This is a genomic window from Arthrobacter sp. NPDC090010, assembly GCF_044748305.1.
Taxonomy (GTDB): domain Bacteria; phylum Actinomycetota; class Actinomycetes; order Actinomycetales; family Micrococcaceae; genus Arthrobacter_E.
Genome location: NZ_JBIVFT010000002.1, coordinates 260,800 through 284,574 on the forward strand (window position 1 = coordinate 260,800; position 23,775 = coordinate 284,574).

Below are 23,775 nucleotides of genomic sequence, written 5' to 3' on the forward strand. Positions count from 1 at the left end.
GCCGTCAGAGTTCCGAAGCCGGGACTCCGACGCCCAGCACCAGAGGCTCTTCACCACTGGGGCCCTTCGCCTCCGCAGCCTGCTTGACCGAAGCGCGACGCACCGACCCGTTGTCCTCCGTCGCGGTGGCCTCCACCTGCTGCACTTCGGAAGCACCCGCCGCGCTCTGAGCCCGGCGGGATCCGCGGGTCCGGCGGGCCGGCTTGCGGGTCACCGCAGGCGCCACCTCATCGGGAGTCGCCGGAGTCGCCGGTGCTACCGGTTCCGTCGATTCACCGAGGCCTTCAAACGCCGCCGCCAGGGCATCCAGGCTCAGGACGGGAATCTCGACCTCGGGAGCCGGTTCGGCAGTGCCGACCGGCAGGATCACTTCTTCGCCACCGATCGTGAGCACCGCGGCGTGGCGCTCTTCATCGTCGTGCTCTTCGCCGTCGTGCACGTGCGCGGCATGCGCGGCGGCTGCGATGTTGGCGAGGACTGCCCGGTTGGCAGCTGCCTTGGCCGCCTTGTCGACATCCTCATGCTCGGGCTGCGGAGCCTGGGCGGGAGCGGAAGCCGGAGCGGCGGCACCGTTGTTGTCCTCCCCAGCGCCGTTTCCGGAGCGTCCACGACGGCGCTTGCGCTCGGAACGGCCACTCGGCTGGCTTTCCGTGCGGACGCCGTGCTGGTGTTCAAGGTTCCCGGACGGGCGGCGGTTCTCCAACGGCTCATCGTGGGTGATCACACCGCGGCCGGCGCACGCTTCGCACTGCTCACCGAAGACCTCCAGCAGCCCCGTGCCCATGCGCTTACGCGTCATCTGCACCAGACCCAAGGACGTCACCTCAGCCACCTGATGCTTGGTCCGGTCGCGGCCCAAGCACTCGACCAGGCGACGGAGCACCAGATCACGGTTGGATTCCAGGACCATGTCGATGAAGTCGATGACGATGATGCCGCCGATGTCCCGCAACCGCAGCTGACGGACCACCTCCTCCGCGGCCTCAAGGTTGTTCTTGGTGACCGTCTCTTCGAGGTTTCCGCCACTGCCGGTGAACTTGCCGGTGTTGACGTCGACCACGGTCATGGCTTCGGTCCGGTCGATCACCAGCGAACCACCCGAAGGCAGGAACACCTTGCGGTCCAGCGCCTTGTGCAGCTGCTCATCGATCCGCCATGCGGAGAAGATGTCCTTCTCCTCGCTCCACTTCTCAAGGCGGCTCACCAGGTCCGGCGCCACGTAGGTCACGTAAGCCTCGATGGTGTCCCATGCCTCTTCCCCGGAGACGATGAGCTTGGAGAAGTCCTCGTTGAAGACGTCACGGACCACCTTGATGGTCAGATCAGGCTCACCGTAGAGCAGTTCGGGAGCCAGGACCTTCGTGGAGCCCGTCTGGGATTCGATGGACTCCCAGAGCGCCCGGAGGCGGTTGATGTCGTTGGTCAGCTCTTCTTCGGAGGCGCCTTCCGCAGCGGTACGCACGATCACGCCGGCATTGTCCGGGAGACGGTCCTTGAGGATCTTCTTGAGCCGGTTGCGCTCGACATCCGGCAGCTTGCGTGAGATGCCTGTCATCGATCCGCCCGGCACGTACACCAGGTAACGGCCCGGGAGGGAGATCTGGCTGGTCAGCCGTGCACCCTTGTGGCCGATCGGGTCTTTGGAGACCTGAACCAGCACCGAGTCACCGGACTTCAGCGCGTTCTCGATGCGGCGGGGCTTGCCCTCCAGAGACACGCTGTCCCAGTTGACCTCACCCGCATACAGCACCGCGTTGCGGCCACGTCCGATGTCGACGAAGGCGGCCTCCATGCTCGGGAGGACGTTCTGGACCTTGCCCAGGTACACGTTGCCGATCAGGGAGTCCTGCTGGGTCTTGGAGACGAAGTGTTCGGCGAGCACACCGTCCTCAAGGACTGCGATCTGAATGCGGTCGTCCTTCTGGCGGACCACCATCTGGCGGTCCACGGACTCGCGGCGGGCCAGGAACTCGGCCTCGGTGATCACCTGGCGGCGGCGACCGGACTCACGCGACTCGCGGCGGCGCTGCTTCTTGGCTTCCAAGCGGGTCGAGCCCTTGACGCTGGCAACCTTGTTGGAGACGTTTTCGGCGGGCGTGCGCGGGGCGCGCACCCGGGTGACCGTGTTGGGCGGATCGTCGTCCAATCCACCCGTGAGTTCGAGGTCGACCTCTCCACGACGACGGCGACGGCGACGGCGAGACGTCACGCCGTCGTTCTCCTCGCTCTCCTCTTCCGGAGCATCCTGCTCTTCGGCGGCCTGGGACGTCCGTCCACGGGAACGACCACGACGGCGACGGCGCGAGCGGCTGCCGCCTCCTTCGCTGAGCTCTTCTTCTTCGTCCTCGGAGTCCTCGGCCTCTTCCTCGGCAGCCGGAGTCTCGGGGAAAGCCCGGGAAAGATCGGGGGCGTGGAAGAGCAGCGAGGTGGCGTCTGTCGGAGTCAGGAAGAGACCGGCAGCGGCTTCACCGTCCTCAACGGACGGCTCCTCCTCCGACACGGCTTCAGGTTCCTCCACCACGGGAGCGGGCTCGGACTGCGCAGGCTTCTCCGCCCTCTTCCGGGAGGTCCGACGAGGTGCCGGGGACTCCTCTACGACCGGGGCGGCGGCGACGTCCTCCACGGTGCTCTCGGTTGTCGCGGCCGCTTCCTCGGCCACCTGAACCGCAGACTTGTACTTGCTGTTCCGACGACGACGCTCCACGGGGGCGGCTTCCGCCGGTGCGGTCTCGACCACTTCGGCCGCCGTCTTCTCAGCGGCGGGAACGGCAGGGGTCTTCTTGCGACGGCGCGGAGCGCTCTTGGCACGCTGACGACCGGTGCCCGAGGCGGAGGTTTCGGCGGGGGCGGATGCTTCGGCGGGTTCCTGCGACAGGGTCTCGGTCACGGGCGTTTCGGTCCGGGGCTCGGCAACAGCGGCGGCTGCCTCAGGAGCCTGCTGCGGGGCGGACTTACGGCGGCTGGGACGCTTCGTCGCAGGACGGGTCGGAGCCTTCTCGACGGGTGCCTGTTCCTGCGGTGCCGCTGCGGCGAGCTCCGCTTCCTTCTTCGCCTTGTTGGCAGCACGCGTCGCGGCGGCCTTCGCCTTGCGCTGCTGGGCCTTCTCTTCGGCGCTGAGTTCCTGAGGTTCCGACGGCGCGACGCTCGGGGCGGCCGCCTCGTTCACCATCGGCGCACCGACGGGCGCTGTGGCGCGACGACGAGTCCGTGCGGGCTTCCGGGCACCCTGGGCGGGCGCCTGTTCAGCTGCGGAGTTCTCCCCTGCCGGGTTGTTTTCGTTATCCATCTGTCAACAACATTCCCGCTTCACGGGAGTCTCCACACCAGACCCCTCGCGAAGCGTTTCACGAAGCCGGCATCCTCAGACACCGGCGAAAGTCATCAGTACCCGCCGGTTTCGGAACTCTCGCGCTGGATGCGCGCCTCCGGCCGAAGCGGGCCAGTGGAGCCTGGAACCCGCCGTACTGAATTACGGCCAGGTGCCACAGTGGCTTCAGGGCTCCCGGGTTCAAGACGGACCATGTTGTCCACCTGGCTTCCGGGCGCCCGACGCATCACGTGGATCTTGCGGGCTTCACACTGGACTGGGATTCCGGGTGTGGTCCGGATCCAACCTCCCCCATCATCCCACAAAAGCCCGGACACGGTGGCGCGGCTCACCAGGCACGCTGCTCAGCCTTTCCCGAGGAAGGCATGGTTACAATCAGCGGCATGAGGCCGATGGAAAGGAACCCCCAAGACATGAGCAAGGCCCCGGACTCCGCGACCGCTGCTTCAGACGAAACGAAGCTGCCGCTCATGACCCGCCATCGGCCGTTCGCATGGCTCCTGCTGATCACCGGAGCGCTCGGTTTCGTCGCATCGTGGTGGCTGGTCATCGAGAAGATCCAGGTGCTTCAGGATTCCCATCACGCCACCATCTGCGACATCAACCCGTGGATCTCCTGCGGCCAGGTCATGCAGACCTGGCAGAGTTCGGCCTTCGGTTTCCCCAATATGTTCATCGGTATCGTTGCATTCCCGGTGATCATCACCACGGCGATGGCGCTGTTCTCCGGGGCCCGGTTCGCACGCTGGTACTGGATCGGCCTTCAGACCGGCGTCACCCTGGGATTCGCATTCGTCTGCTGGCTCTGGTCCCAGGCCCTCTACTCGATCGGCATTCTCTGCCCGTTCTGCATGGTGGTCTGGGCGATGATGATCCCCATGTTCGTCTGGGTGACAGTGCGGAACATCGTCCACGGCGTGATCCCGGTCCCCGAGAAGTTCCGGCGCTCTGTAGGGGATTTCGCCTGGCCACTCATCGCTCTGCTGTACATCGGCGTCATCGCCTCCATCCTCTTCCGCTTCAGCGGGGTCTTCTTCGGATCCACCATGTGAGCTCACCCCAGCGGTAGACAGGGCACGACGAAAGGGGCCGGCCGGGATTGATTCCCGGCCGGCCCCTTCAGTATCCATCGCGTCTCAGAACCAGATGGCGATCTCACGTTCGGCGGACTCTACAGAGTCGGATCCGTGCACCAGATTCTGCTGAACCGCCACACCCCAGTCGCGGCCGAAGTCACCACGGATGGTGCCGGGGGCGGCAGCCGTCGGGTCCGTGGCACCGGCCAGAGAACGGAAGCCCTCGATCACACGGTGCCCCTCGAAAATTGCGGCTACGACGGGGCCGGACTGCATGAACTCCAGCAGCGGCTCATAGAAGGGCTTGCCTTCGTGCTCCGCGTAGTGCTGCTCCAGCAGTTCGCGGCCCGCGGTGAGCTTCTTCAGCTCGGCCAGGACGTAGCCCTTGGCTTCGATACGGGCCAGGATGGCTCCGGTCAGCTGACGGCGGACGCCGTCGGGCTTGATGAGTACAAGGGTGCGCTCAGTGCTCACGTCTGCTCCCGGTTGAGATGGTTTGTTGTCATCGGTAATTCTAGTGGGCGAGCCGCGCCCGCCGGTTCACGGCCGCAGAGGTCCCGGCCCAGGTGTCAGCGCCCAGCCCACTCCCCGGACTAGGCCTCGTCCGGGTGTTCCGCTTCCCAGCGTGCCTGTTCCATATCACGCTGGCGCTGCTCCGCATCGATCCGGCTTCCGGCCCGCAGTCCGTACCACCACGCGATGGCGAAAAGGACCCCGATCAGGAACATCATCGGTTCCAGGAAACCGGTGGCGATCAGCAGGATCTGGATGATCCAGCCAAGACCGACTCCCCAGGCTTTCCGCAGGAAGGCGCAGGCCAGGATCATGAGGATGCTGAGACCGATCCCCACCCACAGCAGGACGGGAGCGGACGGGTCGCTCTTACGCAGGCCGAAGATCACCAAGGCTGCGAAGAACATCACGAACGCTTCCAGCACCAGCACCGTGGAGGCGAAGGTCACCTTGACGGACCGTGCCTTCTTGGGGGTTCCCGGGCGCCATTCCTGCTGTGCGCGAGTCAGCTTCGCCATGCTCATGCCTCTTTCGCTTGCAGGAGGACACGTGCTTCGGCCACCACGGTGATCGAACCGGTGATGAGTACTCCCCCGGCCAGATCAACGTTGGATTCCGAGCGCTCCACAGCCCATTCGATCGCGTCGTCCAGCTTCTCGGCGATGTGCACGTTCTCCTCGCCCCAGCCGAGGTCCACGGCCAGCTCCGCCAGCTCCGCGGCGGGGATCGCCCGCGGCGAGGTCGACTGCGTCAGGCAGATCTCTTCGGCCAGATCACCCAAGGACTCCTTGAGCTGCGTCAGGATCTCCTCAGCGTCCTTCTCCCGCAGGACGCCGAGCACCACCACGAGCTTGCTGAAGTTGAAGGCCTCCTGGATCGCCTCCGCGGAGACCCGGATGCCGTCGGGGTTGTGGGCGGCGTCGACGATGATGGTGGGCGCGGAGCGGACCACCTCGAGACGTCCCGGCGAGGAAACCTCCGTGAAAGTCTGCACGAGCACATCCCGGTCCAGTTCGCGTTCGCCACCGCCGAAGAACGCTTCCAGAGCGGCGATCGCGACGGCGACGTTCTCCGCCTGGTGGGCGCCGTGCAGCGGGACGAAAAGGTCCTCGTAGCGGCCCGCCAGACCCTGAACGGTCACGAGCTGGCCCCCTACCGCGACGGCCCGGGAATCGACGCCGAACTCGACGCCTTCGAAACGGTACGGGACCTCGACCTCGCGGGCCTTCTCCAACAGGACCTGCGCGGCATCGCGAGGCTGCACCGCACTGATGAGGAAGCCTCCGGGCTTGATGATCCCGGCCTTTTCCACGGCGATTTCCCCCGTGGTGTCCCCCAGCAGATCGGTGTGGTCCAGGGAGATCGGAGTGACGACCGACACTGCGCCGTCGCCGACATTGGTGGCGTCCGTGATGCCTCCGAGGCCCACTTCGATGACGGCGACGTCCACCGGCTGGTCCGCGAACACCGCGAATGCCAGGATCGTGAGGCACTCGAAGTAGGTCAGGCGCGGCTCCGCCTGCTCTTCCAGTTCCGCGTCAACGATGGCCAGGTAGGGCCGGATCTCATCCCAGATGCGCACGAAGGTGGCGTCATCCACGGGCTCACCGTTGATGCTGATGCGCTCCGTGACGCGGGAGAGGTGCGGGCTGGTGTACCGGCCGGTCGAAAGGCCATGCGCCATGAGCCCACGCTCGATCATGCGCGCGGTGCTGGTCTTCCCGTTGGTTCCGGTGATGTGGATGATCGGACACGCCTTGTTCGGCTCGCCGAGCACCTCCATGGCCCGGAACAGTGGGGCCAGGCGCGGTTCCATCTTGTTCTCCGGAGCCCGCCCCAGCAGTTCGGCGTAGACGCTCTCCACCGAGAATTCGTCGCTCATGCTTCCACCTTTTCCACGGTCACGGTCAGCTCATCAGCGGTCGCCAGGTCCAGTTCCAGGCTCAGGGTCTCACCCTTGACCAGTTCGCAGTGCGCCTCCAGGGCGTCCACGGTCGCCTGATCGGCGCCGACGCGGGTGCGGATGCGGTCCGAGACCTCCAGTCCGGCGTCCTTGCGGGCCTGCTGGATGGCACGGATCATGTCACGTGCCACGCCTTCGGCTTCCAGTTCCGGCGTGACCTCGGTGTTGAGCACCACGAAGCCACCGCCCGGCAGCACTGCGGCGGCGCGGGAGCCTGCGTCCTCCGACTCGGCCACCACGGTCTCCAGGGAGTACTCGTGTGCTTCCAGGGCGAGGCCGCCCGCAGTGACCACGCCGTCGTCGCCCACGGACCAATCGCCCGACTTGCTCGCCTTGATGGCCTGCTGGACGTTCTTGCCCAGGCGCGGGCCGGCGGCGCGGGCATTGACCACGAGTTTCTGCTCGATGCCGAATTCCTCCGGGGACGCCGATTCGGCATCCAGGACGCGAACCTTGCGCACGTTGAGTTCGTCGGCGACGACGCCGGCGAACGGCTCCAGTGCGGCGCCGGCGGGTGCCACCACGGTGAGCTCCTGCAACGGCAGGCGGACACGCAGCTTGGCTGCCTTGCGCAGCGAAGAGCCCGTGGAGCAGATCTGCTGAACCCGGTCCATGGCCGCCACGAGATCATCGTCCTGCGGGAACAGCGAAGCGTCCGGGTAGTCCGTCAGGTGCACCGACCGGCCACCGGTCAGACCACGCCAGATCTCCTCCGCCACCAGGGGCAGCAGAGGCGCGGCGGCCCGCGTGACCGCCTCCAGTGCGGTGTGGAGCGCATCGAAGGCATCGGTGTTCTCGTCGAAGAAGCGCTGGCGGCTCCGGCGGACGTACCAGTTCGTCAGCATGTCCAGGTATTCGCGCAGCGCATCGCAGGCATCGGAGATGTCATACGCGTCCAGTGACTCCTTGACGTTCTTCACCAGGACCCCGGTGTTCGCCATGAGGTAGCGATCCAGTTCCTCGGTGTACCCGTCATAGCGCAGCTTCGCGTCGTAGCCGGCACCGCCGTTCGCGGTGTTGGTGTAAAGGGTGAAGAAGCTGTAGACGTTCCAGAGCGGCAGGAGAACCTGACGCACACCGTCACGGATGCCCTGTTCGGTGACGACCAGATTGCCGCCGCGCAGAATGGGGCTGGACATGAGGAACCAGCGCATGGCGTCGGAACCGTCGCGGTCCAGAACCTCGGAGACGTCGGGGTAGTTGCGCAGGCTCTTGGACATCTTCTGCCCGTCCGAGCCCAGCACGATGCCGTGACTGATGACATTGCGGAAAGCCGGGCGGTCGAACAGCGCCGTGGACAGGATGTGCAGCATGTAGAACCAGCCGCGGGTCTGCCCGATGTACTCGACGATGAAGTCCGCCGGGTTGTGGGTGTCGAACCACTGCTCGTTCTCGAAGGGGTAATGAACCTGGCCGTACGGCATCGACCCGGAGTCGAACCAGACGTCCAGCACGTCCTCCACGCGGTGCAAGGTGCCGCCGCAGCCCTCGTGGACGCGTGTCAGCTCATCGATGAAAGGACGGTGCAGATCCGTCTCACCTGCGTGGTTGACGGGCAGCCGGCCGAACGCCTCCTGCATCTCGGCCAGGGAACCGTAGACCTCACGGTGCTCGCATTCCTCACCGTCGCACTCCCAGACCGGGATGGGGCTGCCCCAGAAGCGATTGCGGGAGATCGACCAGTCACGGGCGTTCGCCAGCCACTTGCCGAACTGGCCATCCTTGACGTTGCCGGGGATCCAGTTGATCTCCTGGTTCAGCTCCAGCATCCGGTCCTTGAAGGTGGTCACGGAGACGTACCAGGAGGACACCGCACGGTAGATCAGGGGGTTCCGGCAGCGCCAGCAGTGCGGGTAGCTGTGCTCATAGCTGGCCTGGCGGACCAGACGGCCCGCGGCCTTGAGGTGCTGCGTGATCGGCTTGTTCGCCTCGAAGACCTGGAGCCCGGCGATGTCGGCCAGCTCGCCGTGCTTGAAAAGCGGCAGGAACTTCGCGCCCTCGTCGACGGAGAGCACCACGGGGATGCCCGCCGCCTCGCAGACCTTCTGGTCGTCCTCACCGTAGGCGGGCGCCTGGTGGACCAGGCCGGTGCCGTCGGTGGTGGTCACGTAGTCGGCAACCAGGATGCGCCAGGCGTTCTGGGTGCCGTACTTCTCGGCGTCGGCGAAGTCGTTCCAGAGACGCTGGTAGCCGATGCCCTCCAGCTCGGAGCCCGCATGAGTGGCGGTGACCGCGGCGGCAGCCGCCGCGGCGTCGTCGTAGCCCAGATCCTTGGCGTAACCGCCCAGCAGATCCTGAGCGATCAGGAAGCGCGCATCGGCGGGCACCTCAGAGGCCTTGACACCGTTCGGACCCACCGGAACCACGGCGTACTGGATCTGCGGCCCGACGGCGAGCGCGGCGTTGGTGGGCAGGGTCCAGGGCGTGGTGGTCCAGGCGAGCGCGAGCACGCCTTCCAGTTCCAGCGACAGCGGGTTCTCACCGGCCAGGATCGGGAAGGTGACCGTGACGGTCTGGTCCTGGCGGTTCTTGTAGACGTCGTCATCCATGCGGAGCTCATGGTTGGACAGCGGCGTCTCGTCCTTCCAGCAGTACGGCAGGACGCGGTAACCGTTATAGGTCAGGCCCTTCTCGTGGAGCTGCTTGAAGGCCCAGATGACGGACTCCATGTACTCGACATTGAGCGTCTTGTAGTCGTTCTCGAAGTCGACCCAGCGGGCCTGAGCGCGAACGTAGTCCTTCCACTCGTCCGCGTACTTCATGACGGAGGCGCGGCAGGCGTCGTTGAACTTGTCGATGCCCATGGCGGCGATCTGAGTCTTGTCCGTCATGCCCAGCTGCTTCATGGCTTCGAGTTCCGCCGGCAGACCATGGGTGTCCCAGCCGAAGCGGCGCTCCACGCGCTTGCCGCGCTGGGTCTGGTAGCGGCCCACCAGATCCTTGGCATATCCGGTGAGCAGGTGGCCGTAGTGCGGCAGGCCATTGGCGAAGGGCGGCCCGTCGTAGAAGACGAACTCGTTGCTGCCATCCACGCCGGCGTCACGCGCGTCGATGCTGGCCTGGAAGGTTCCGTCCTCGTCCCAGTATTTGAGGATCCGCTTCTCGATCTCGGGGAAACGGACGGAGGCGGAGACAGTGCGGTCCTCGCTGGTGGAGACCTTGGGGTAGATCGACATCTGTGGCATCCTGGTTCGCTGCATCCAACTGCGCGAGGACGCTTCCCTGCCGCTGGGGACAGGTGGCGCGGTACCACCCCGCTTGCCTCCGGTCCGCTTGCGCGGGCCGACGGCCGCTCATTGAAACGCTGTGACGGGCGCGCCCGTCCGGTTCTACTAACCCACCTCCTTCTCCGAACGACGACGTCGGAGGCGGGTTTTCTTCCGGAAGCTCACCGGTGATGGCCGGGTCTGTGCTTTGTCATCCAGTCTAACGGATACGTACAGGCCCTGAGAGTTCAGCCGAGGAAAGCAAAGGAGAACATCGTGAGGCCGGCGGCTCCGAAGAACGAGAGGACCAGCCCGACCCCGAACAGCGTCCGGTAGGCGAGAAAGACCGGCAAGGCCGAGCGCTGGGGCGCCGCGGGGTCGTAGGCCACTTCAAGCGGTTGCCCGATGATGGGCTCCTCGGCGAGCGCGACGTCGGCCCGCCCGGCGATCTCCTGACCCAAGGCATCCGGGAAACGGTACTCCGGACGGTACTGGACGCTCCGACCGGATCCGGACGCCGGGCTCTGGTTCGCACCCGTGGACACCACCACTCCCCTGGTCCGGACCCAGCGCCCCACTGTGGCCCAGCGCACCGCGCACCGCAGGATTCCGATCACTGCGAGCACCAGCCCCACGGCCAGGAAGGCCCCGGGCACCAGGAGGAAGATCCGCAGAATCGGATCCAGCGTTCGCTCCGTGTGCAGCTCCACCAGGAACGGCAGGGGAAGCGCCGTGATCATCAGGAAGGCCAGCACCAGAATGACCGCGAAGACCACGGCCACCAGCCAGGCCACTCGCTTGATCTGAACGCTCTGATGGAAGGACTGGTCCGCGTTGAGCGGGTTGTACGCGACCTCCAGAGCGGTGCCTGGGGCCGTGGGCGCGGCGAGGCCCAGCTCCGATCGGCCCTGGTGAACCGCACCATCCGGGCCGCTGAACTGGTACAGCGCGAAGTAGCGGCGTACAGGGTTGTTGTCCCCGCTGATGGTGGACCATGCCTCGGCGTTTCCCGTCACGACGGCACCGACCCGGGGCCAGGACGCCACGATGCCTGCGCGTCGCGCCTGGCTTCCGAAAAGCTTGACCAGATTGAAGATCGCGGCCAGAGAGAACAACACCCAGACGGCGTACAGCGCGAGTTTCATCGCGTTCCCTCCAACGGTCCGCGCAACAGTTTGTGGGCCGCCGGCTGAGCCACCGGCCGAATGGTGACGTGAGCGAGATTCACGTGATGCGGCGCCCGCACCGCGTAGGCGATGACGTCCGCGACATCTCCCGCCTGGAGAGGCTCGGCGACGCCCTCGTAGACCTTGGCGGCAGCACCGGCGTCGCCCAGCCGACGGAGCGCGAACTCCTCCGTCTGCACCAGTCCCGGGGCGATCTCGATGACACGGACGTTGTGTTCGGCTTCCTCCAGACGCAAAGCATCGTTGAGCGCCGCCTGACCGAACTTCGCGGCGTTGTAGCCCGCACCGCCCTCATATGCCACATGACCTGCGGTGGAGGTGACATTGAGCACCGTGCCGCGGCCGTGGGCCCGCAGCATCGGGAGGAAGGCCCGGGTGAGTTTGAGCGTGCCGAGGACGTTCACCCGGTACATCCACTCCCAGTCGTCGACCGAGGCGTCCGCGATGCGGTCCGCACCCCGAGCGCCGCCCGCGACGTTGATCAGGGTGTCGATGCCGCCCGCCTCCGTCACGGCGCTGAGCAGGCGCTCGACGTCGGCGTCCTCGCTGATGTCCGCCGGGAGTGCCACCGCACCTGTCTCCGCGGCGAGGGCCTCCAGACGCTCGGCACGGCGGGCGACGGCGAACACGGTCCAGCCGTCGGCACGGAGCGCCCGGACGGTTGCTTCTCCGATACCGGTGCTGGCTCCGGTGACGAGTGCGGCGCGGGATGCTGGGGAGTTCTGCGAGGTCATGGGATCAGTCTATGAGCCGGGCCGGGCGCGCCGACGCATGACCCCGGGATGTCCGGCCTGGAGACGTGGAGGCGGGTGGGCGAGGCCTCCACCTCCACATTCCAGCATTCAGGCCCCGACAGTGGCCGGCACAGTCCACAGAGCTCAGCCTTCGACGCTCGTCTGAGCCGGATCCTCTACAGTGGCGACCACCGAATAGAGGGATGAGTCGCCCTGCAAGGACTGGCTGGGCTTACCCTCGATCGACATAGGCACCTCCCCTGCTATGGTCACGCGGTTGAGCCTGCGCGGGAGTCCGTCGTAGTTGTCCGGGGCGTAGTGCTGGGTGATCCGGTTGTCGAAGAGCACCAGCTGGTCTGGCTTCCAAGCGACCCGCACCACGTTCTCCGGTCGTGTCACATAGCTTTGGAGGAGCCGGAGGATGTCACGGGATTCGGTGTTCGAGAGCCCGACGATCCGGAGCCGCTGAGCAAAACCGCCGATGAACAGCCCACGTTCGCCGGTCAGCGGATGCACGCGCACCACCGGATGGGCGGTCTCGTAGCGAACCCGGGTGAATTCCTTCCGTCGTTCTTCGGCATTGGCATGTTCGAGGTTCTTGGGCACCGAATAGTCGTAGTCGTTCGTGTGCACCGCCCACAAGGAGTCTGCGAAGGTCCTCAGTTCCTCAGGCAGGTCCCGATAGGCGCCCGCCGCCGAAGCGATCAGCGTCTCCCCGCCATACGGCGGAAGCTCGATGCTGCGCAGGGTCGAGGCCTGGGGCGGGTTCAGCACGAAGGTGACATCGGTATGCCAGGTGTTCGCTGATCCGTTCTCGCTGTCCACCGGGAGGACGTTCTCCGCTCCCGCCACCGATGCCACCGTGGGATGTGCGGTGGTGAGCGGTCCGAAGCGACGTGCGAATCGCACTTGTTCTTCATCGGTGCGGATGCCTGCCTCGCGAAAGACCAGGGCCTTGTACCGATTGAGTGCATCCCGGATCTGCGTCACGGTCTCAGGGTGGAGTTCCGCGCTCAGATCCAGGCCACTGATTTCAGCCCCGATCCGTGAGCCCAAGCGAGTGAATTCGAGTTTCGTAGCGGTGACAGTGCTCATCACATGCTGTCCTTTCCGTCGTTTGATGGCGACGAGGCCCGCAGTTCCACGGGCTCGTACCCCGTGTCTACCGGGCTTCGCCGCGCGACGGAAAGCTCCCGGACACGCGGCTCAACTCCGGGACACGCAGGCTAAGAAAAGGACTCGCCAGGTCATCCATCGCTCAGCCATGTGACGCCGCATGAGCTTGGGTTTCCCCTATTAACCGGCGTCGGGAACGAGGGTGATTTTGCCTCCCGGGTGCCCGTCGGCGAGGAATCCGAGGGCGTCCCGGGCCTGCGGGAGCGGGTAGCTGCGACTCAGGGGCACTCTGAGGAGCCCCCGCCCGGCCAGCGTGACGAGATCCTGGCGTGCGGCGTCACGGAATTCAGCGCTCTCCGCTTGGGTTCCCGCCAGGGCCTGGAAGCCGTCCTCCACTGCCCGGCCTGGCGCGGCGACCGTCACGATGCGGGTCCGGTCGGCGACCAAGGCGAGGGAGACGTCAACGGCTTCGTCCGTTCCCGCTGCGTCGAGCGCGGCATCCACCCCGACGCGGCCCAGCGTGCGCACGGCTTCCTCCACGCGGTCTTGCAGGCCCGGTCCATAGCGGACCGGGATACCTCCGAAACCCCGTATCTCCTCAAAACGAGCCTCACTCGCCGTGCCGATCACCGTGATCCCACGCAGCGCGGCCAATTGCAGCACGATCACCCCGACCGCACCGGATGCGGCATGAAGCAGGACGACGTCGCCACTGCTCGCGCCGACCGCGTGAAGCATCTCCGCCGCGGTCGTACCCGCCAGCAGGAGGTTCGCTGCTTCCTCATACGCCAGCGAGGAAGGCTTGTGGAGCACCTTCTCGGCAGAGACGGTGAGCTCCGTGGCGTAGCCGCCCTGGACACGGAAAGCCAGCACCTCGTCCCCGACGGAGAGCGGCCCGGTGACGGCTGTCGCCCGTGGTCCGACGGCGGTCACCGTTCCCGAGACCTCGTAACCGATGGCGACCGGAAGCTCCTTGCCCGTCCGCGGTGCGGCGACGTGCTTGGCGTCAGCCGGGTTCACGCCTGCGGCGCGCACCGCGATGGTCACCTCGCCTGGGCCAGGTGCCTCCGGGACGTAGTCGACGAATTCCCAATGGTCTGGGCTTCCCCAGGCCCGAGCGATCCAGTGCCGTGCCATGCTCTCCCCTTCGTGTCCGGTGCCCCACCCCAGCCCTGCAGGTCCACGTCCGGAACGCCTGAGCTGGATGAACCCAGTGTCTCACCGCTCCGCAGAACGGCGACGGAACGCGACCGGCGACCACCTGGGGTCGACCGGCTGAAACACGATCAGGGGGCCTGATGCGACAGGGCGATGTCCTCGTCCAGAGTATGGATCAACCGGCAAAACTCTCATGTGAAATTTCGGTTAACGGTTTAACTTATTCAGTCATATTCGTTGTGTTCATGGAGCTCAGCTGCTGTGGTGAAGGTGGTCATGGCGCCGCGGTGAGACAGATCGAGGTGGTCATGACCACCTTCACACGCACTCTGAAAGGTAACCACCTTGAGAAAATCACTCATAGGAGCCACATCCGCAGGCCTCCTGACCTTGGCTTTGGGGCTTTCCAGCACCCTCTTCACCGCACCGCCTGCTGACGCCACCATTTCCCCCACCACCACGGACTCCGATGGAGACGGGCCTCCTGACACATGGGAGACCCAGGGAGTCGATACTGACGGAGACGGAGTCATCGACCTCGATCTGCCCGCCCTGGGAGCCGACCCCAGGAGGGCGGACCTCTTCGTCGAGCTGGACTATATGAAGGGGCTTCTCCCGTCCTCAGCGGAACTGGATCGAATCCGGCAGAGCTTTGCCGGTCTACCGGTGAACAATCCCGACGGAAGCACCGGAATCACCATCCATCTCGATGCAGGACCTGCTGGAGGTGCCGCATACGACCTGGGTGGCGGGAACGAGATTCCTTACAAGCAGAACCTGAGCGGCGTAAGCGAGGTCAGGCAGCTGCGGCAAACGTACTCCGACCCGAAACGCGCCAATGTCTTCCACTACGCCGTATTCGGTGACAGCTACGGGACGGGCTCCTCCTCCGGCCAGGCGTGGATCAACGGGCTTGAACTCCTGGTGACTGTCGGGCCCCGTTACTGGGGAGCCGCCAGCAGCGATATCCGGGTGGGGACGTTCATCCACGAGCTCGGACACAATCTCGGGCTGCATCACGGCGGAACCGATGAAGTCAACAACAAACCGAACTATCTGAGCATCATGAATTACGCGTATCAGATGTCGGGAATCCCGCAGACCGCGGGTGACCCGTATTTCGGTTACTCGACCAGGAACGTGCCCACCCTTGATGAATCCTCTCTGACGGAAGGCAGCGGCCTGGGGCCCGCCGCGGCCGGAAGTCAGCTCTACTGGTGGACCAACGGCACGCGTCATCAGGCGCGAGCAGACGGTCCGATCGACTGGAACTGGAGCGGCACGATCAACCCCGGAGCTGTTCAGCAGGACATCAACAACGACAAGAATGTGACCACCCTGGCCGCCCCCAACGATCTGCAGAGCTTCAGCTTGACGGTCGGCAGCAAGGGCAAGCCGTACAGCGGAAGGACCCTGCGCAGCGCAGAGCCTCCGCTCGTGGCGGAAACGAATGAACTCACACACGAGTTGGCTCGACAGCTCCACCCGGACAAGATCCCCGCACGCTAGGGGAACTCCGATGGCATTCGTGCCGAAACCGTGAGCTTCTGCGGCTCGGCTGCTTGTGCCTGTCTCCGGGTGAGGCAGCCGAGCCGCAGACCCTTCAAGAGGTCCCACTGTTCAGCAGTTAGGGTGAAGAGATGTTCCCTCAGCCGACTTCTCGCCTGGGCTTCCGGGAGATGACCGTTGACGATCTTGATGATCTGGCCCGTCTTCTCGGCGATCCCGCTGTCATGGAGTACTACCCGCGCCCGAAGACCCGGTCAGAGGCGCTTGGGTGGATCGAGTGGAATCTGCGGAACTACCAGGAACACGGCCACGGCCTCTGGATCGTGGAGGCCTTCGACGGTACGTTCCTCGGAGAGTGCGGCCTCACCTGGCAACGCGTCAACGGACAGCCACGACTCGAAGTGGGCTATCACATCCTGCCCGAGTTCCAGAGACGTGGGTTCGCGACCGAGGCGGCTCAGGCTTGCCGGGATTTTGCCAGGGACACGCTGCGCTCGCCAGAGCTGGTGGCCATCATCCATCCCGCCAACCTCCCCTCTCAGCGAGTGGCCCGGAAGCTCGGGATGGAGCACCGGGAAGATGACCGGTCCGGGACGGCTCAGACCCGTACGGTCATGGTGATGGACCTCTTCCCCGCAGACCCAACAGAAACATCGGGTACCTGACCTGGTCGCGGCCACCGATCAGTCCAGCAGGCGTTCCAGCAGATAGCTTCGCAGCACCTGAGCGTGGTTGATCTCGCGGTCCTTAGCGCCATAGAGCAGGACCACGTTCAGACCTCTTCTCAAAAGTTCCAGCACATGCTCGACCGCTTCCTGTCGCTGATCGAGTTCGGCCCGGTAGGCCTTGGTGAAATCCGGGAACCTGGATGCCATGTGCGCGAATTCGGTACGCAAAGGTGCCGACGGGGAGATGTCCTTGAGCCACTCGTCCAGAGCGGCCCGTTCCTTCGTCACGCCCCGGGGCCAGAGACGGTCCACCAGAACCCGGTAGAGGCCTTCACCGGGCTCGTCGTAGATTCTCGCAATGGACAGAACCCCGTGCTGCTGACTTTCCATATCCCATGCTAGGCACGGTGCATCAGGAACGACGACGGCTACAGTAGCCATGTGGAAAACCCCGGCGCCGGCCGCTACGCCCCGTCCCCCAGCGGCGATCTGCATCTGGGCAATCTGCGGACCGCCATCCTCGCCTGGCTCTTCGCCCGCAATACCGGGCGCCGCTTCCTGCTCCGGGTGGAGGACCTGGACCGGGTCCGCGCACGTGCGGAGGAGTCCCAGCTGCGTGACCTCGCAGCGATCGGCATCGATTGGGACGAAACCCCCGTCCGCCAATCGGAGCGCGGCCGGCTCCACGCTGCCGCCCTGGAGTCGCTGATCGGTGCGGGCCGGACGTTCGAATGCTTCTGCACCCGCCGCGACATCGCGGAAGCCTCGTCCGCCGCCCACGGCCCGGTCTCGCTCTACCCTGGCACCTGCCGTCAGCTGAGTGACGAACAACGCGAGGAACGCCGTCGCGAGCGGCCCGCCGCGCTGCGCTTCCTTTCCGGTGGCGGGACGGAACACTTCACCGACGCCGTGGCGGGCGACCGCGTGGGCCCCGTGGACGACGTCGTGCTCCGCCGCAACGACGGTGCCGTCGCCTACAACCTGGCCGTCGTCGTCGACGATGCGGCCCAGGGAATCGACCAGGTGGTACGGGGTGACGATCTCCTTCCCTCGACCCCCACCCAACTGCGCCTGGGGCACGTGCTCGGCTTCGCGCCACCGTCGTACGTGCACGTGCCACTGGTGCTGGGGCCGGACGGCAGACGCCTCGCCAAGCGTGACGGTGCTGTGACGCTTGAGGATCTCGCGACAGCCGGCTGGACCGCAGAGCGGGTACGGGATTCGCTGCTCCGCTCATTGGGGTTGCCGGAAGGACCGCTGGAGCGCGCTCTGACGGCCTTCGAACCCGCGTCGCTCCCCCGCAATCCTTGGGTGTTCAGCGGCACACTGAGCTGAAACCGGACCGACCCGCCAGGCATGAAAGAATTGAGCCATGACTGACGCGACGCAGGGTACAGACACGCCCGAAATCACCGTTCCCGACAAGCCCGCCCTGGAAGGCCTTGAGGCCAAGCTCACCGAGCGCTGGCTGGCGGACGGGACCTACAAGTTCCAACAGGACACCACCCGGGCCGAGGTCTACTCGATCGACACGCCCCCTCCCACGGCGTCCGGCTCGCTGCACGTGGGGCACATGTTCTCCTTCACCCAGACGGACGTCCTGGCGCGCTACCAGCGCATGCAGGGCAAGAACGTCTTCTACCCGATGGGCTGGGACGACAACGGCCTGCCCACCGAGCGCCGCGTCCAGAACTACTACGGGGTCCGCTGCGATCCGGCCATCCCGTACCAGGAGGGCTACCAGCCCCCCGCCGAGCCCGCCAAGAATCAGCGCGACTGGGACGTGGTGTCCCGCCGCAACTTCATCGAGCTGTGTGAACGCCTGGCCGTGGAGGACGAGAAGGTCTTCGAGCACCTGTTCAAGACCCTCGGCCTGTCCGTGGACTGGGACATGACCTACCGGACCATCGACGACGCCTCCCGCGCCGTCTCCCAGCGCGCCTTCCTGGCCAACCACGCGGCCGGCGACGCCTACCTCTCCGAGGCCCCCACGCTCTGGGATGTGACCTTCCGCACCGCCGTGGCCCAGGCCGAGCTGGAGGACCGCGAGGTGGCCGGCGCCTACCATCGCTACCCCTTCTTCACGGAGGACGGCGAGAAGATCTTCATCGAGACCACCCGTCCCGAGCTGCTCGCCGCCTGTGCCGCCCTCGTCGCGAACCCCGACGACGAGCGCTACCAACCGCTCTTCGGCAAGAAGGTCACCTCCCCGCTCTTCGGCGTCGAGGTGGAGGTCAAGGCCCACCACCTGGCGAAGGCCGACAAGGGATCCGGCATCGCCATGGTCTGCACCTTCGGCGACCTGACCGACGTGACCTGGTGGCGTGAGCTCCAGCTCCCCACCCGGGCGATCATCGGCCGCGACGGCCGCATCATCTCCGAGACCCCCGAGTGGATCACCACGGAGGCCGGCCGCGAAGCCTACGCCCGGATCGCCGGCAAGACCTCCTTCTCCGCCAAGGAGGGTGTGGTGGAGATGCTGCGCGAGCAGGATCTCCTGGACGGTGAGCCGAAGAAGATCATGCACGCGGTGAACTTCTTCGAAAAGGGCGACAAGCCGCTCGAAGTGGTCACCAGCCGCCAGTGGTACATCCGCAACGGTGGGCGTGATCAGGACCGCCGCGAACGCCTCATCCAGCGCGGCCACGACATCGACTTCCACCCGGCCTTCATGCGTTCCCGCTATGAGAACTGGATCGAAGGACTCAACGGTGACTGGCTGGTGTCCCGTCAGCGCTTCTTCGGCGTGCCCGTGCCGGTCTGGTATGCGCTGGACGCCGAGGGCAACCCGGACTACGAGACCCCCATCGTCCCCACCGACGAGATGCTGCCCGTGGATCCGGCCGCCGACGTCGCCCCGGGCTACTCCGAGGACCAGCGCGGCGTGGCCGGCGGCTTCATCGGCGACGCCGATGTGCTGGACACCTGGGCCACCTCCGCGCTGACTCCGCAGATCGTGGGCGGCTGGAGCCGGAACGAGGACCTCTTCGCCAAGGTCTTCCCGTTCGATCTGCGCCCGCAGGGCCACGACATCATCCGTACCTGGCTGTTCTCCTCCGTGGTCCGTGCGGACGCCCTGCAGGACGTGGCTCCGTGGAAGCACGCAGCCATCTCCGGTTGGATCCTGGACCCGGACCGCAAGAAGATGTCCAAGTCCAAGGGCAATGTGGTGGTCCCCACTGCCGTGCTCGAGGAGTTCGGTTCCGATGCCGTGCGCTACTGGGCCTCCTCCGCGAAGCTTGGCGCGGACACCGCCTACGAGATCGCGCAGATGAAGATCGGCCGCCGCCTGGCCATTAAGCTGCTCAACGCCTCGAAGTTCGTCCTGAACCTGGGCGCCACTGAAGAGTCCGTGCTGAGCGCGGACAACGCCGTGCTGTCCAACCCGCTGGACCGCGGCCTGCTGAACCAGCTGGCCGACGTCGTGCGCCAGGCCACCGAGGCGTTCGAGAAGTATGACTACGCCCGTGCCCTGCAGGTGAGCGAGTCCTTCTTCTGGCAGTTCACGGATGACTATGTGGAGCTGATCAAGGACCGCGCATACGGCGCACAGGGTGAGGAAGGCCAGGCTTCCGTGCTGGCAGCCCTGGCCACCACGCTGGACGCCCTGCTGCGCCTCTTCGCGCCGTTCCTGCCCTTCGCCACCGAGGAAGTGTGGAGCTGGTGGCGGTCCGGTTCCGTGCACCGGGCCCCGTGGCCTTCGTCCCTCACCGTGGATGGCGACCCCACGCTGCTCAACACGCTCGGCGAGGCCTTGTCGGGGCTGCGCAAGGCGAAGTCGGAAGCCAAGGTCAAGCAGCGCACGGAGGTGCTCGCGGCCACGGTTTCGGCGCCGGAGTCGAGGATCGCCCAGCTCAGTGCAGGGCTCGCCGACCTCAAGGCCGCTGCCAACGCAAAGGACCTCTCGCTCGTGGCCTTCGACGGCGAGCTGAGCGTCGGCGACGTGGAGCTCGCTCCTGCGGACGTGCCTGCCCAGAGCTGACCGCGCACGTCAACTGAGAACCCCGTGGGGCTGGTCCAGGAATTTCCTGGACCAGCCCCACGGGGTTCGTGCTATCGTTGCGGAACAATGACGGCGCAATGCGCCGTCTCGAGACGTGAGGAGGTGTGACCATGACTGTCTTCCTGACCGTCGCCCTGCGCGGCGACGATACGACATCACGCACCTTCCGCGTCTCCAGCTGAGCGGCCCTGACGAGCCCCGGTCCATAGGACCGCGTACGGCACCGCAACCCGCCCTCAGGAGACCTGTTCGAAAGAGTCTCCATCTTGTCTTCTTCATTTTCAGAAATCACTCCGCTCGACGAGCACGGCTGGGACGCTCAATGGCAGGAGCTTTTCGCTTCCCATGCCGAGCCGGGCACCGTGCCGGCCCGTGTCCTCCGCTCCGAACGCGGCCTCTGCGACGTCGTCACATCTCAGGGCCAGGAGCGGGCAGTGCTCCAGCGGGTTCATCACACATCAGCGGACCTCTCCCCCAGCACGGGAGACTGGATCTCCATGTTCCCCTCCACAGGAACGGAGCCCGGAGTCTTCGGTTCAGTGCTGCCGCGCCGGACGGTTCTGTCCCGAGCCAGCGCGGGCGGGACGTCCGAGGAGCAGGTCCTTGCGAGCAATGTGGACACCGTCATCGTGACGGTCTCCTTGGCCGGCCCCTTGCGGCACACCCGGACCGAACGGCTCATCGCCCTTGCCTGGGCTTCCGGAGCCATGCCGGTCATCGCCCTCACCAAGGCCGACGCCCACCCGCTTCCGGAGAGCGCCGTCATCGAGGTCTCCGCACTGGCGCCCGGCGTGCCTGTCATCGCCACGAGCTCTCACACCGAGGAGGGCATCGAAGCGCTTAAGTCCACGATCCAGGGGACGGTGGCGGTCATCGGCCCATCCGGCGCGGGCAAGTCCAGTCTCGGCAACCGTATTCTGGGCGCCGAGCTCCTCGCGACCGGAGAGGTCAGGGCGGTTGACGGCAAGGGCCGGCACACCACCGCGTGGCGCGAGCTGCTTCCGATTCCCGGCGGCGGCGTCCTGCTGGACACCCCTGGTCTGCGGTCGGTCGGCGTGACGAGCTCCGAGGAAGGGATCGGCGAAGCGTTTGCGGATCTCGAAGAGCTCGCGGGACAGTGCCGGTTCGCCGACTGCACGCACGACGGCGAGCCGGACTGTGCCGTGCAAGACGCCATCCGCTCAGGTGTGCTCACGGAGCGCCGCCTCACGAGCTATCGCAAGCTCCAGCGTGAGGCCCAGCGACTGGCCGCCAGGACGGATGCCCGATTGCGGGCGCAAAGAGTCTCCGAGTTGAAGACCCGGGCGCACGAGCAGCGCGCGTGGTCCAAGGAGAGGGCCCGGCACCGCTGAGAGCATGGCCTTGGACAGAGGGGAAGCCCCATCGGCGTATTGCCGTCGGTGGGGCTTCGACTCTCGGCTGCCTGGTGACGATCGTGGCAGTCTGGCGGAATCCTCGGATGTCCAGGTCGTCCCGCCTCGTCACAGGCGACCGGTTCCTGTCGTGCCGATGGCCGTTTCAGCGTCCTGTCACTGGATCTCTGGTTTCCGCGTCCTTCCGACTGTGGGGACGGAAGGTCCCTCCAGTCTGCGCCTGCTCTCGCCGGTCCACAAGGCCCCGCCGCGAACTACTCTGCTGTGATTCCGGAAGCCCTTTTTCGCCGCCTGGGGACTAGGCCGCCGGCCATATGGCACAGTAGTGACATGCCGGAAATGCCAGAAGTCGCAGGGCTGCGGGCCTTCCTCGAAAGGCGGCTCCGCGGTGCCCGGATCGATGCGGTCCGTATCACCTCGTTCGCGGTTCTCAAGACGGCTGAACCGTCGTTCTCCGCGCTCGAAGGACGAACTGTCACAGCGGTCGGGCGTTTCGGCAAGTTCATCGATCTGGACGCCGACGGCATTCACTTCGTGTTTCACCTGGCGAAAGCGGGCTGGCTGAGATTCACCGAGAAGCCCTCGGACAAACCGATCCGCCCCGGTTCCGGGCCGATCGCCGCCCGCCTGACCTTCACTCCGGAGAACGCGGAGAACCAGGTGGGGTTCGATCTGACCGAGGCGGGCACCAGGAAGAGCCTGGCGATCTACGTCGTCCGGGATCCTCAGGAGATCGAAGCGATCGCGACCCTGGGACCGGACCCTTTGGGCTCTTCCTTCACCCAGGCGGTCTTCGATGGCCTCCTCAGCGGAAGTTCCAAGCAGATCAAGGGCTTGCTGCGCAGCCAGCGGGTGATCGCCGGAATCGGCAACGCCTACAGCGATGAGATCCTCCACGCCGCCCGGGTCTCCCCTTTCGCGATCGCCAAGTCGCTGGACGAGGATACCCGGGTCCGGATCTTCGGGTCCATTCACGAGATCCTGGGTGGGGCCGTTGCTGAAGCGGATGGCAAGCCCCCGGAAAAGCTCAAAGACGCGAAACGCGGCGGCATGCGGGTCCACGGCCGGGCCGGACAGACGTGCCCGGTGTGCGGAGACATCGTGCGGGAAGTGTCGTTCGCCGATACCGCCTTCCAGTACTGCCCCGGGTGCCAGACGAAGGGCAAGATCCTCGCAGACCGGCGCACCTCCCGCTTCCTCAAGTAGCCCGGCATCCATACGACGACGACGGCGCACCTTGGAGGGTGCGCCGCCGTCGTATGGTCCCGCTTCTCACCGAGTCAGTCGAAACGCGGGCTCTCCGTGCGGCTGCGCTTCAATTCGAAGAAGTACGGGTATTCGCCCAGGGTCACCGAAGCGTCCCAGATCCTGCCGGCTTCCTCGCCTCGCGGGATACGGGTCAGCACGGGGCCGAAGAACGCAGTCCCGTTGAAGGCCACCACAGGCGTCCCCACGTCCTGGCCGACACGCGAAATGCCATCCTCGTGGGAAGCACGGAGGGCGCCATCGAACTCGTCCGTATCGGCCGCAGCCGCCAGCTCAGCCGGAAGACCCACCTCCGCCAGCGCCTTGGCGATGACGTCCGGGTAGTCCTTGTTCCCGTCGTGGTGAATCAGGGTGCCCATCGCGTCATACAGGGGCTTGATGTACTGCTCACCGTGTTGCTGAGCGGCTGCGATGATCACCCGGACCGGGCCCCACGCACGGTCCACGAAGGCCCGGTAGTCAGCGGAGAGCTCGCGCCCCTCATTCAACACCGACAGACTCATGACGTGCCACTGGGCGCTGATCGGACGCACCTGCTCGACCTCGCCGATCCATCGGCTGGTCACCCAGGCGAAAGGACAGGCCGGGTCGAACCAGAAATCGGCGCGCTGCTGTTCGGTGCTCATGTTTCTCCTTGCGATGTGGCGTCGCCCAAAGGGCCTGAAAGGGGAACCC

At 65.9% G+C, this 23,775-nt stretch carries 18 protein-coding genes; 7 read left to right on the forward strand and 11 right to left on the reverse strand.

Annotation, left to right across the window (positions count from 1 at the left end; translation table 11 throughout):
• Window positions 1–4: 4 nt before the first annotated feature.
• Complete coding sequence (locus tag ACIPXZ_RS04045) at window positions 5–3,286, reverse strand: Rne/Rng family ribonuclease (protein ID WP_400590850.1); 3,282 nt, start codon at window positions 3,284–3,286, stop codon at window positions 5–7.
• Between the two features lie 455 nt (window positions 3,287–3,741).
• Between ACIPXZ_RS04045 and ACIPXZ_RS04050 the strand changes: the two genes are divergently transcribed.
• Window positions 3,742–4,380, forward strand: coding sequence for a vitamin K epoxide reductase family protein (locus ACIPXZ_RS04050; RefSeq protein WP_400590851.1), 639 nt, complete (start codon window positions 3,742–3,744; stop codon window positions 4,378–4,380).
• Window positions 4,381–4,464: 84 nt separating this feature from the next.
• On the opposite strand, the gene ndk is transcribed toward ACIPXZ_RS04050, so the two are convergent.
• The 8 genes from ndk to ACIPXZ_RS04090 form a co-directional block, all read right to left on the reverse strand.
• Window positions 4,465–4,878, reverse strand: coding sequence for a nucleoside-diphosphate kinase (ndk, locus tag ACIPXZ_RS04055; protein ID WP_400590852.1), 414 nt, complete (start codon window positions 4,876–4,878; stop codon window positions 4,465–4,467).
• A gap of 119 nt (window positions 4,879–4,997) precedes the next feature.
• On the reverse strand, window positions 4,998–5,435 hold the full coding sequence (locus tag ACIPXZ_RS04060; protein WP_400590853.1) for a DUF4233 domain-containing protein: 438 nt from the start codon (window positions 5,433–5,435) through the stop codon (window positions 4,998–5,000).
• A gap of 2 nt (window positions 5,436–5,437) precedes the next feature.
• Entirely contained in the window at window positions 5,438–6,799 is a 1,362-nt protein-coding gene (locus tag ACIPXZ_RS04065) for a bifunctional folylpolyglutamate synthase/dihydrofolate synthase (protein ID WP_400590854.1), read from the reverse strand.
• Window positions 6,796–10,056: an isoleucine--tRNA ligase gene (ileS, locus tag ACIPXZ_RS04070; protein ID WP_400590855.1), complete on the reverse strand. Its 3,261-nt coding sequence runs from the start codon at window positions 10,054–10,056 to the stop codon at window positions 6,796–6,798. The genes ACIPXZ_RS04065 and ileS overlap by 4 nt, the downstream gene beginning before the upstream one ends.
• Before the next feature lie 278 nt (window positions 10,057–10,334).
• Complete coding sequence (locus ACIPXZ_RS04075; RefSeq protein ID WP_400590856.1) at window positions 10,335–11,231, reverse strand: DUF3592 domain-containing protein; 897 nt, start codon at window positions 11,229–11,231, stop codon at window positions 10,335–10,337.
• Entirely contained in the window at window positions 11,228–12,007 is a 780-nt protein-coding gene (locus ACIPXZ_RS04080; RefSeq protein WP_400590857.1) for an SDR family oxidoreductase, read from the reverse strand. The genes ACIPXZ_RS04075 and ACIPXZ_RS04080 overlap by 4 nt, the downstream gene beginning before the upstream one ends.
• Window positions 12,008–12,151: 144 nt before the next feature.
• Entirely contained in the window at window positions 12,152–13,102 is a 951-nt protein-coding gene (locus tag ACIPXZ_RS04085; protein ID WP_400590858.1) for a TauD/TfdA dioxygenase family protein, read from the reverse strand.
• Window positions 13,103–13,303: 201 nt separating this feature from the next.
• Window positions 13,304–14,260, reverse strand: coding sequence for an NADP-dependent oxidoreductase (locus ACIPXZ_RS04090; protein WP_400590859.1), 957 nt, complete (start codon window positions 14,258–14,260; stop codon window positions 13,304–13,306).
• 366 nt (window positions 14,261–14,626) lie between these two features.
• On the opposite strand from ACIPXZ_RS04090, the gene ACIPXZ_RS04095 reads away from it, so the two are divergent.
• Window positions 14,627–15,790 (forward strand): zinc-dependent metalloprotease family protein, encoded by a 1,164-nt coding sequence (locus ACIPXZ_RS04095; protein WP_400590860.1) that lies wholly within the window; start codon window positions 14,627–14,629, stop codon window positions 15,788–15,790.
• A gap of 131 nt (window positions 15,791–15,921) precedes the next feature.
• The gene (locus ACIPXZ_RS04100; RefSeq protein ID WP_400590861.1) at window positions 15,922–16,455 is read left to right on the forward strand and encodes a GNAT family N-acetyltransferase; all 534 of its coding nucleotides are present in this window, start codon (window positions 15,922–15,924) and stop codon (window positions 16,453–16,455) included.
• A gap of 18 nt (window positions 16,456–16,473) precedes the next feature.
• Here ACIPXZ_RS04100 and ACIPXZ_RS04105 read toward each other — a convergent pair whose 3' ends face one another.
• Complete coding sequence (locus ACIPXZ_RS04105; protein WP_400590862.1) at window positions 16,474–16,848, reverse strand: DUF488 domain-containing protein; 375 nt, start codon at window positions 16,846–16,848, stop codon at window positions 16,474–16,476.
• Window positions 16,849–16,899: 51 nt separating this feature from the next.
• On the opposite strand from ACIPXZ_RS04105, the gene gluQRS reads away from it, so the two are divergent.
• The 4 genes from gluQRS to ACIPXZ_RS04125 all read left to right on the forward strand — a co-directional run bounded on the left by gluQRS (window position 16,900) and on the right by ACIPXZ_RS04125 (window position 23,040).
• On the forward strand, window positions 16,900–17,793 hold the full coding sequence (gene gluQRS / locus ACIPXZ_RS04110) for a tRNA glutamyl-Q(34) synthetase GluQRS (protein ID WP_400590863.1): 894 nt from the start codon (window positions 16,900–16,902) through the stop codon (window positions 17,791–17,793).
• Between the two features lie 37 nt (window positions 17,794–17,830).
• Entirely contained in the window at window positions 17,831–20,440 is a 2,610-nt protein-coding gene (gene valS / locus ACIPXZ_RS04115) for a valine--tRNA ligase (protein WP_400590864.1), read from the forward strand.
• Window positions 20,441–20,727: 287 nt separating this feature from the next.
• A complete protein-coding gene (gene rsgA / locus ACIPXZ_RS04120) occupies window positions 20,728–21,813 on the forward strand; it encodes a ribosome small subunit-dependent GTPase A (protein ID WP_400590865.1) in 1,086 nt (361 codons plus the stop codon).
• A gap of 351 nt (window positions 21,814–22,164) precedes the next feature.
• Window positions 22,165–23,040, forward strand: a complete 876-nt coding sequence (locus ACIPXZ_RS04125; protein ID WP_400590866.1) for a DNA-formamidopyrimidine glycosylase family protein — start codon at window positions 22,165–22,167, stop codon at window positions 23,038–23,040.
• A 74-nt stretch (window positions 23,041–23,114) separates the two neighbouring features.
• Here the strand turns inward: ACIPXZ_RS04125 and ACIPXZ_RS04130 are convergent, their stop codons facing one another.
• On the reverse strand, window positions 23,115–23,726 hold the full coding sequence (locus tag ACIPXZ_RS04130) for a disulfide bond formation protein DsbA (RefSeq protein ID WP_400590867.1): 612 nt from the start codon (window positions 23,724–23,726) through the stop codon (window positions 23,115–23,117).
• Window positions 23,727–23,775: the final 49 nt, after the last annotated feature.

Coding starts and splice junctions, on each gene's coding strand:
- ACIPXZ_RS04130 (WP_400590867.1), bottom strand. CDS start 23,726: ATGAGCACCGAACAGCAGCGCGCCGATTTCTGGTTCGACCCGGCCTGT.
- ACIPXZ_RS04090 (WP_400590859.1), bottom strand. CDS start 14,260: ATGGCACGGCACTGGATCGCTCGGGCCTGGGGAAGCCCAGACCATTGG.
- ileS (WP_400590855.1), bottom strand. CDS start 10,056: ATGTCGATCTACCCCAAGGTCTCCACCAGCGAGGACCGCACTGTCTCC.
- ACIPXZ_RS04050 (WP_400590851.1), top strand. CDS start 3,742: ATGAGCAAGGCCCCGGACTCCGCGACCGCTGCTTCAGACGAAACGAAG.
- ACIPXZ_RS04060 (WP_400590853.1), bottom strand. CDS start 5,435: ATGGCGAAGCTGACTCGCGCACAGCAGGAATGGCGCCCGGGAACCCCC.
- ACIPXZ_RS04100 (WP_400590861.1), top strand. CDS start 15,922: ATGTTCCCTCAGCCGACTTCTCGCCTGGGCTTCCGGGAGATGACCGTT.
- valS (WP_400590864.1), top strand. CDS start 17,831: ATGACTGACGCGACGCAGGGTACAGACACGCCCGAAATCACCGTTCCC.
- ACIPXZ_RS04125 (WP_400590866.1), top strand. CDS start 22,165: ATGCCGGAAATGCCAGAAGTCGCAGGGCTGCGGGCCTTCCTCGAAAGG.
- ACIPXZ_RS04065 (WP_400590854.1), bottom strand. CDS start 6,799: ATGAGCGACGAATTCTCGGTGGAGAGCGTCTACGCCGAACTGCTGGGG.
- ACIPXZ_RS04045 (WP_400590850.1), bottom strand. CDS start 3,286: ATGGATAACGAAAACAACCCGGCAGGGGAGAACTCCGCAGCTGAACAG.
- ACIPXZ_RS04105 (WP_400590862.1), bottom strand. CDS start 16,848: ATGGAAAGTCAGCAGCACGGGGTTCTGTCCATTGCGAGAATCTACGAC.
- ACIPXZ_RS04080 (WP_400590857.1), bottom strand. CDS start 12,007: ATGACCTCGCAGAACTCCCCAGCATCCCGCGCCGCACTCGTCACCGGA.
- ACIPXZ_RS04085 (WP_400590858.1), bottom strand. CDS start 13,102: ATGAGCACTGTCACCGCTACGAAACTCGAATTCACTCGCTTGGGCTCA.
- ACIPXZ_RS04075 (WP_400590856.1), bottom strand. CDS start 11,231: ATGAAACTCGCGCTGTACGCCGTCTGGGTGTTGTTCTCTCTGGCCGCG.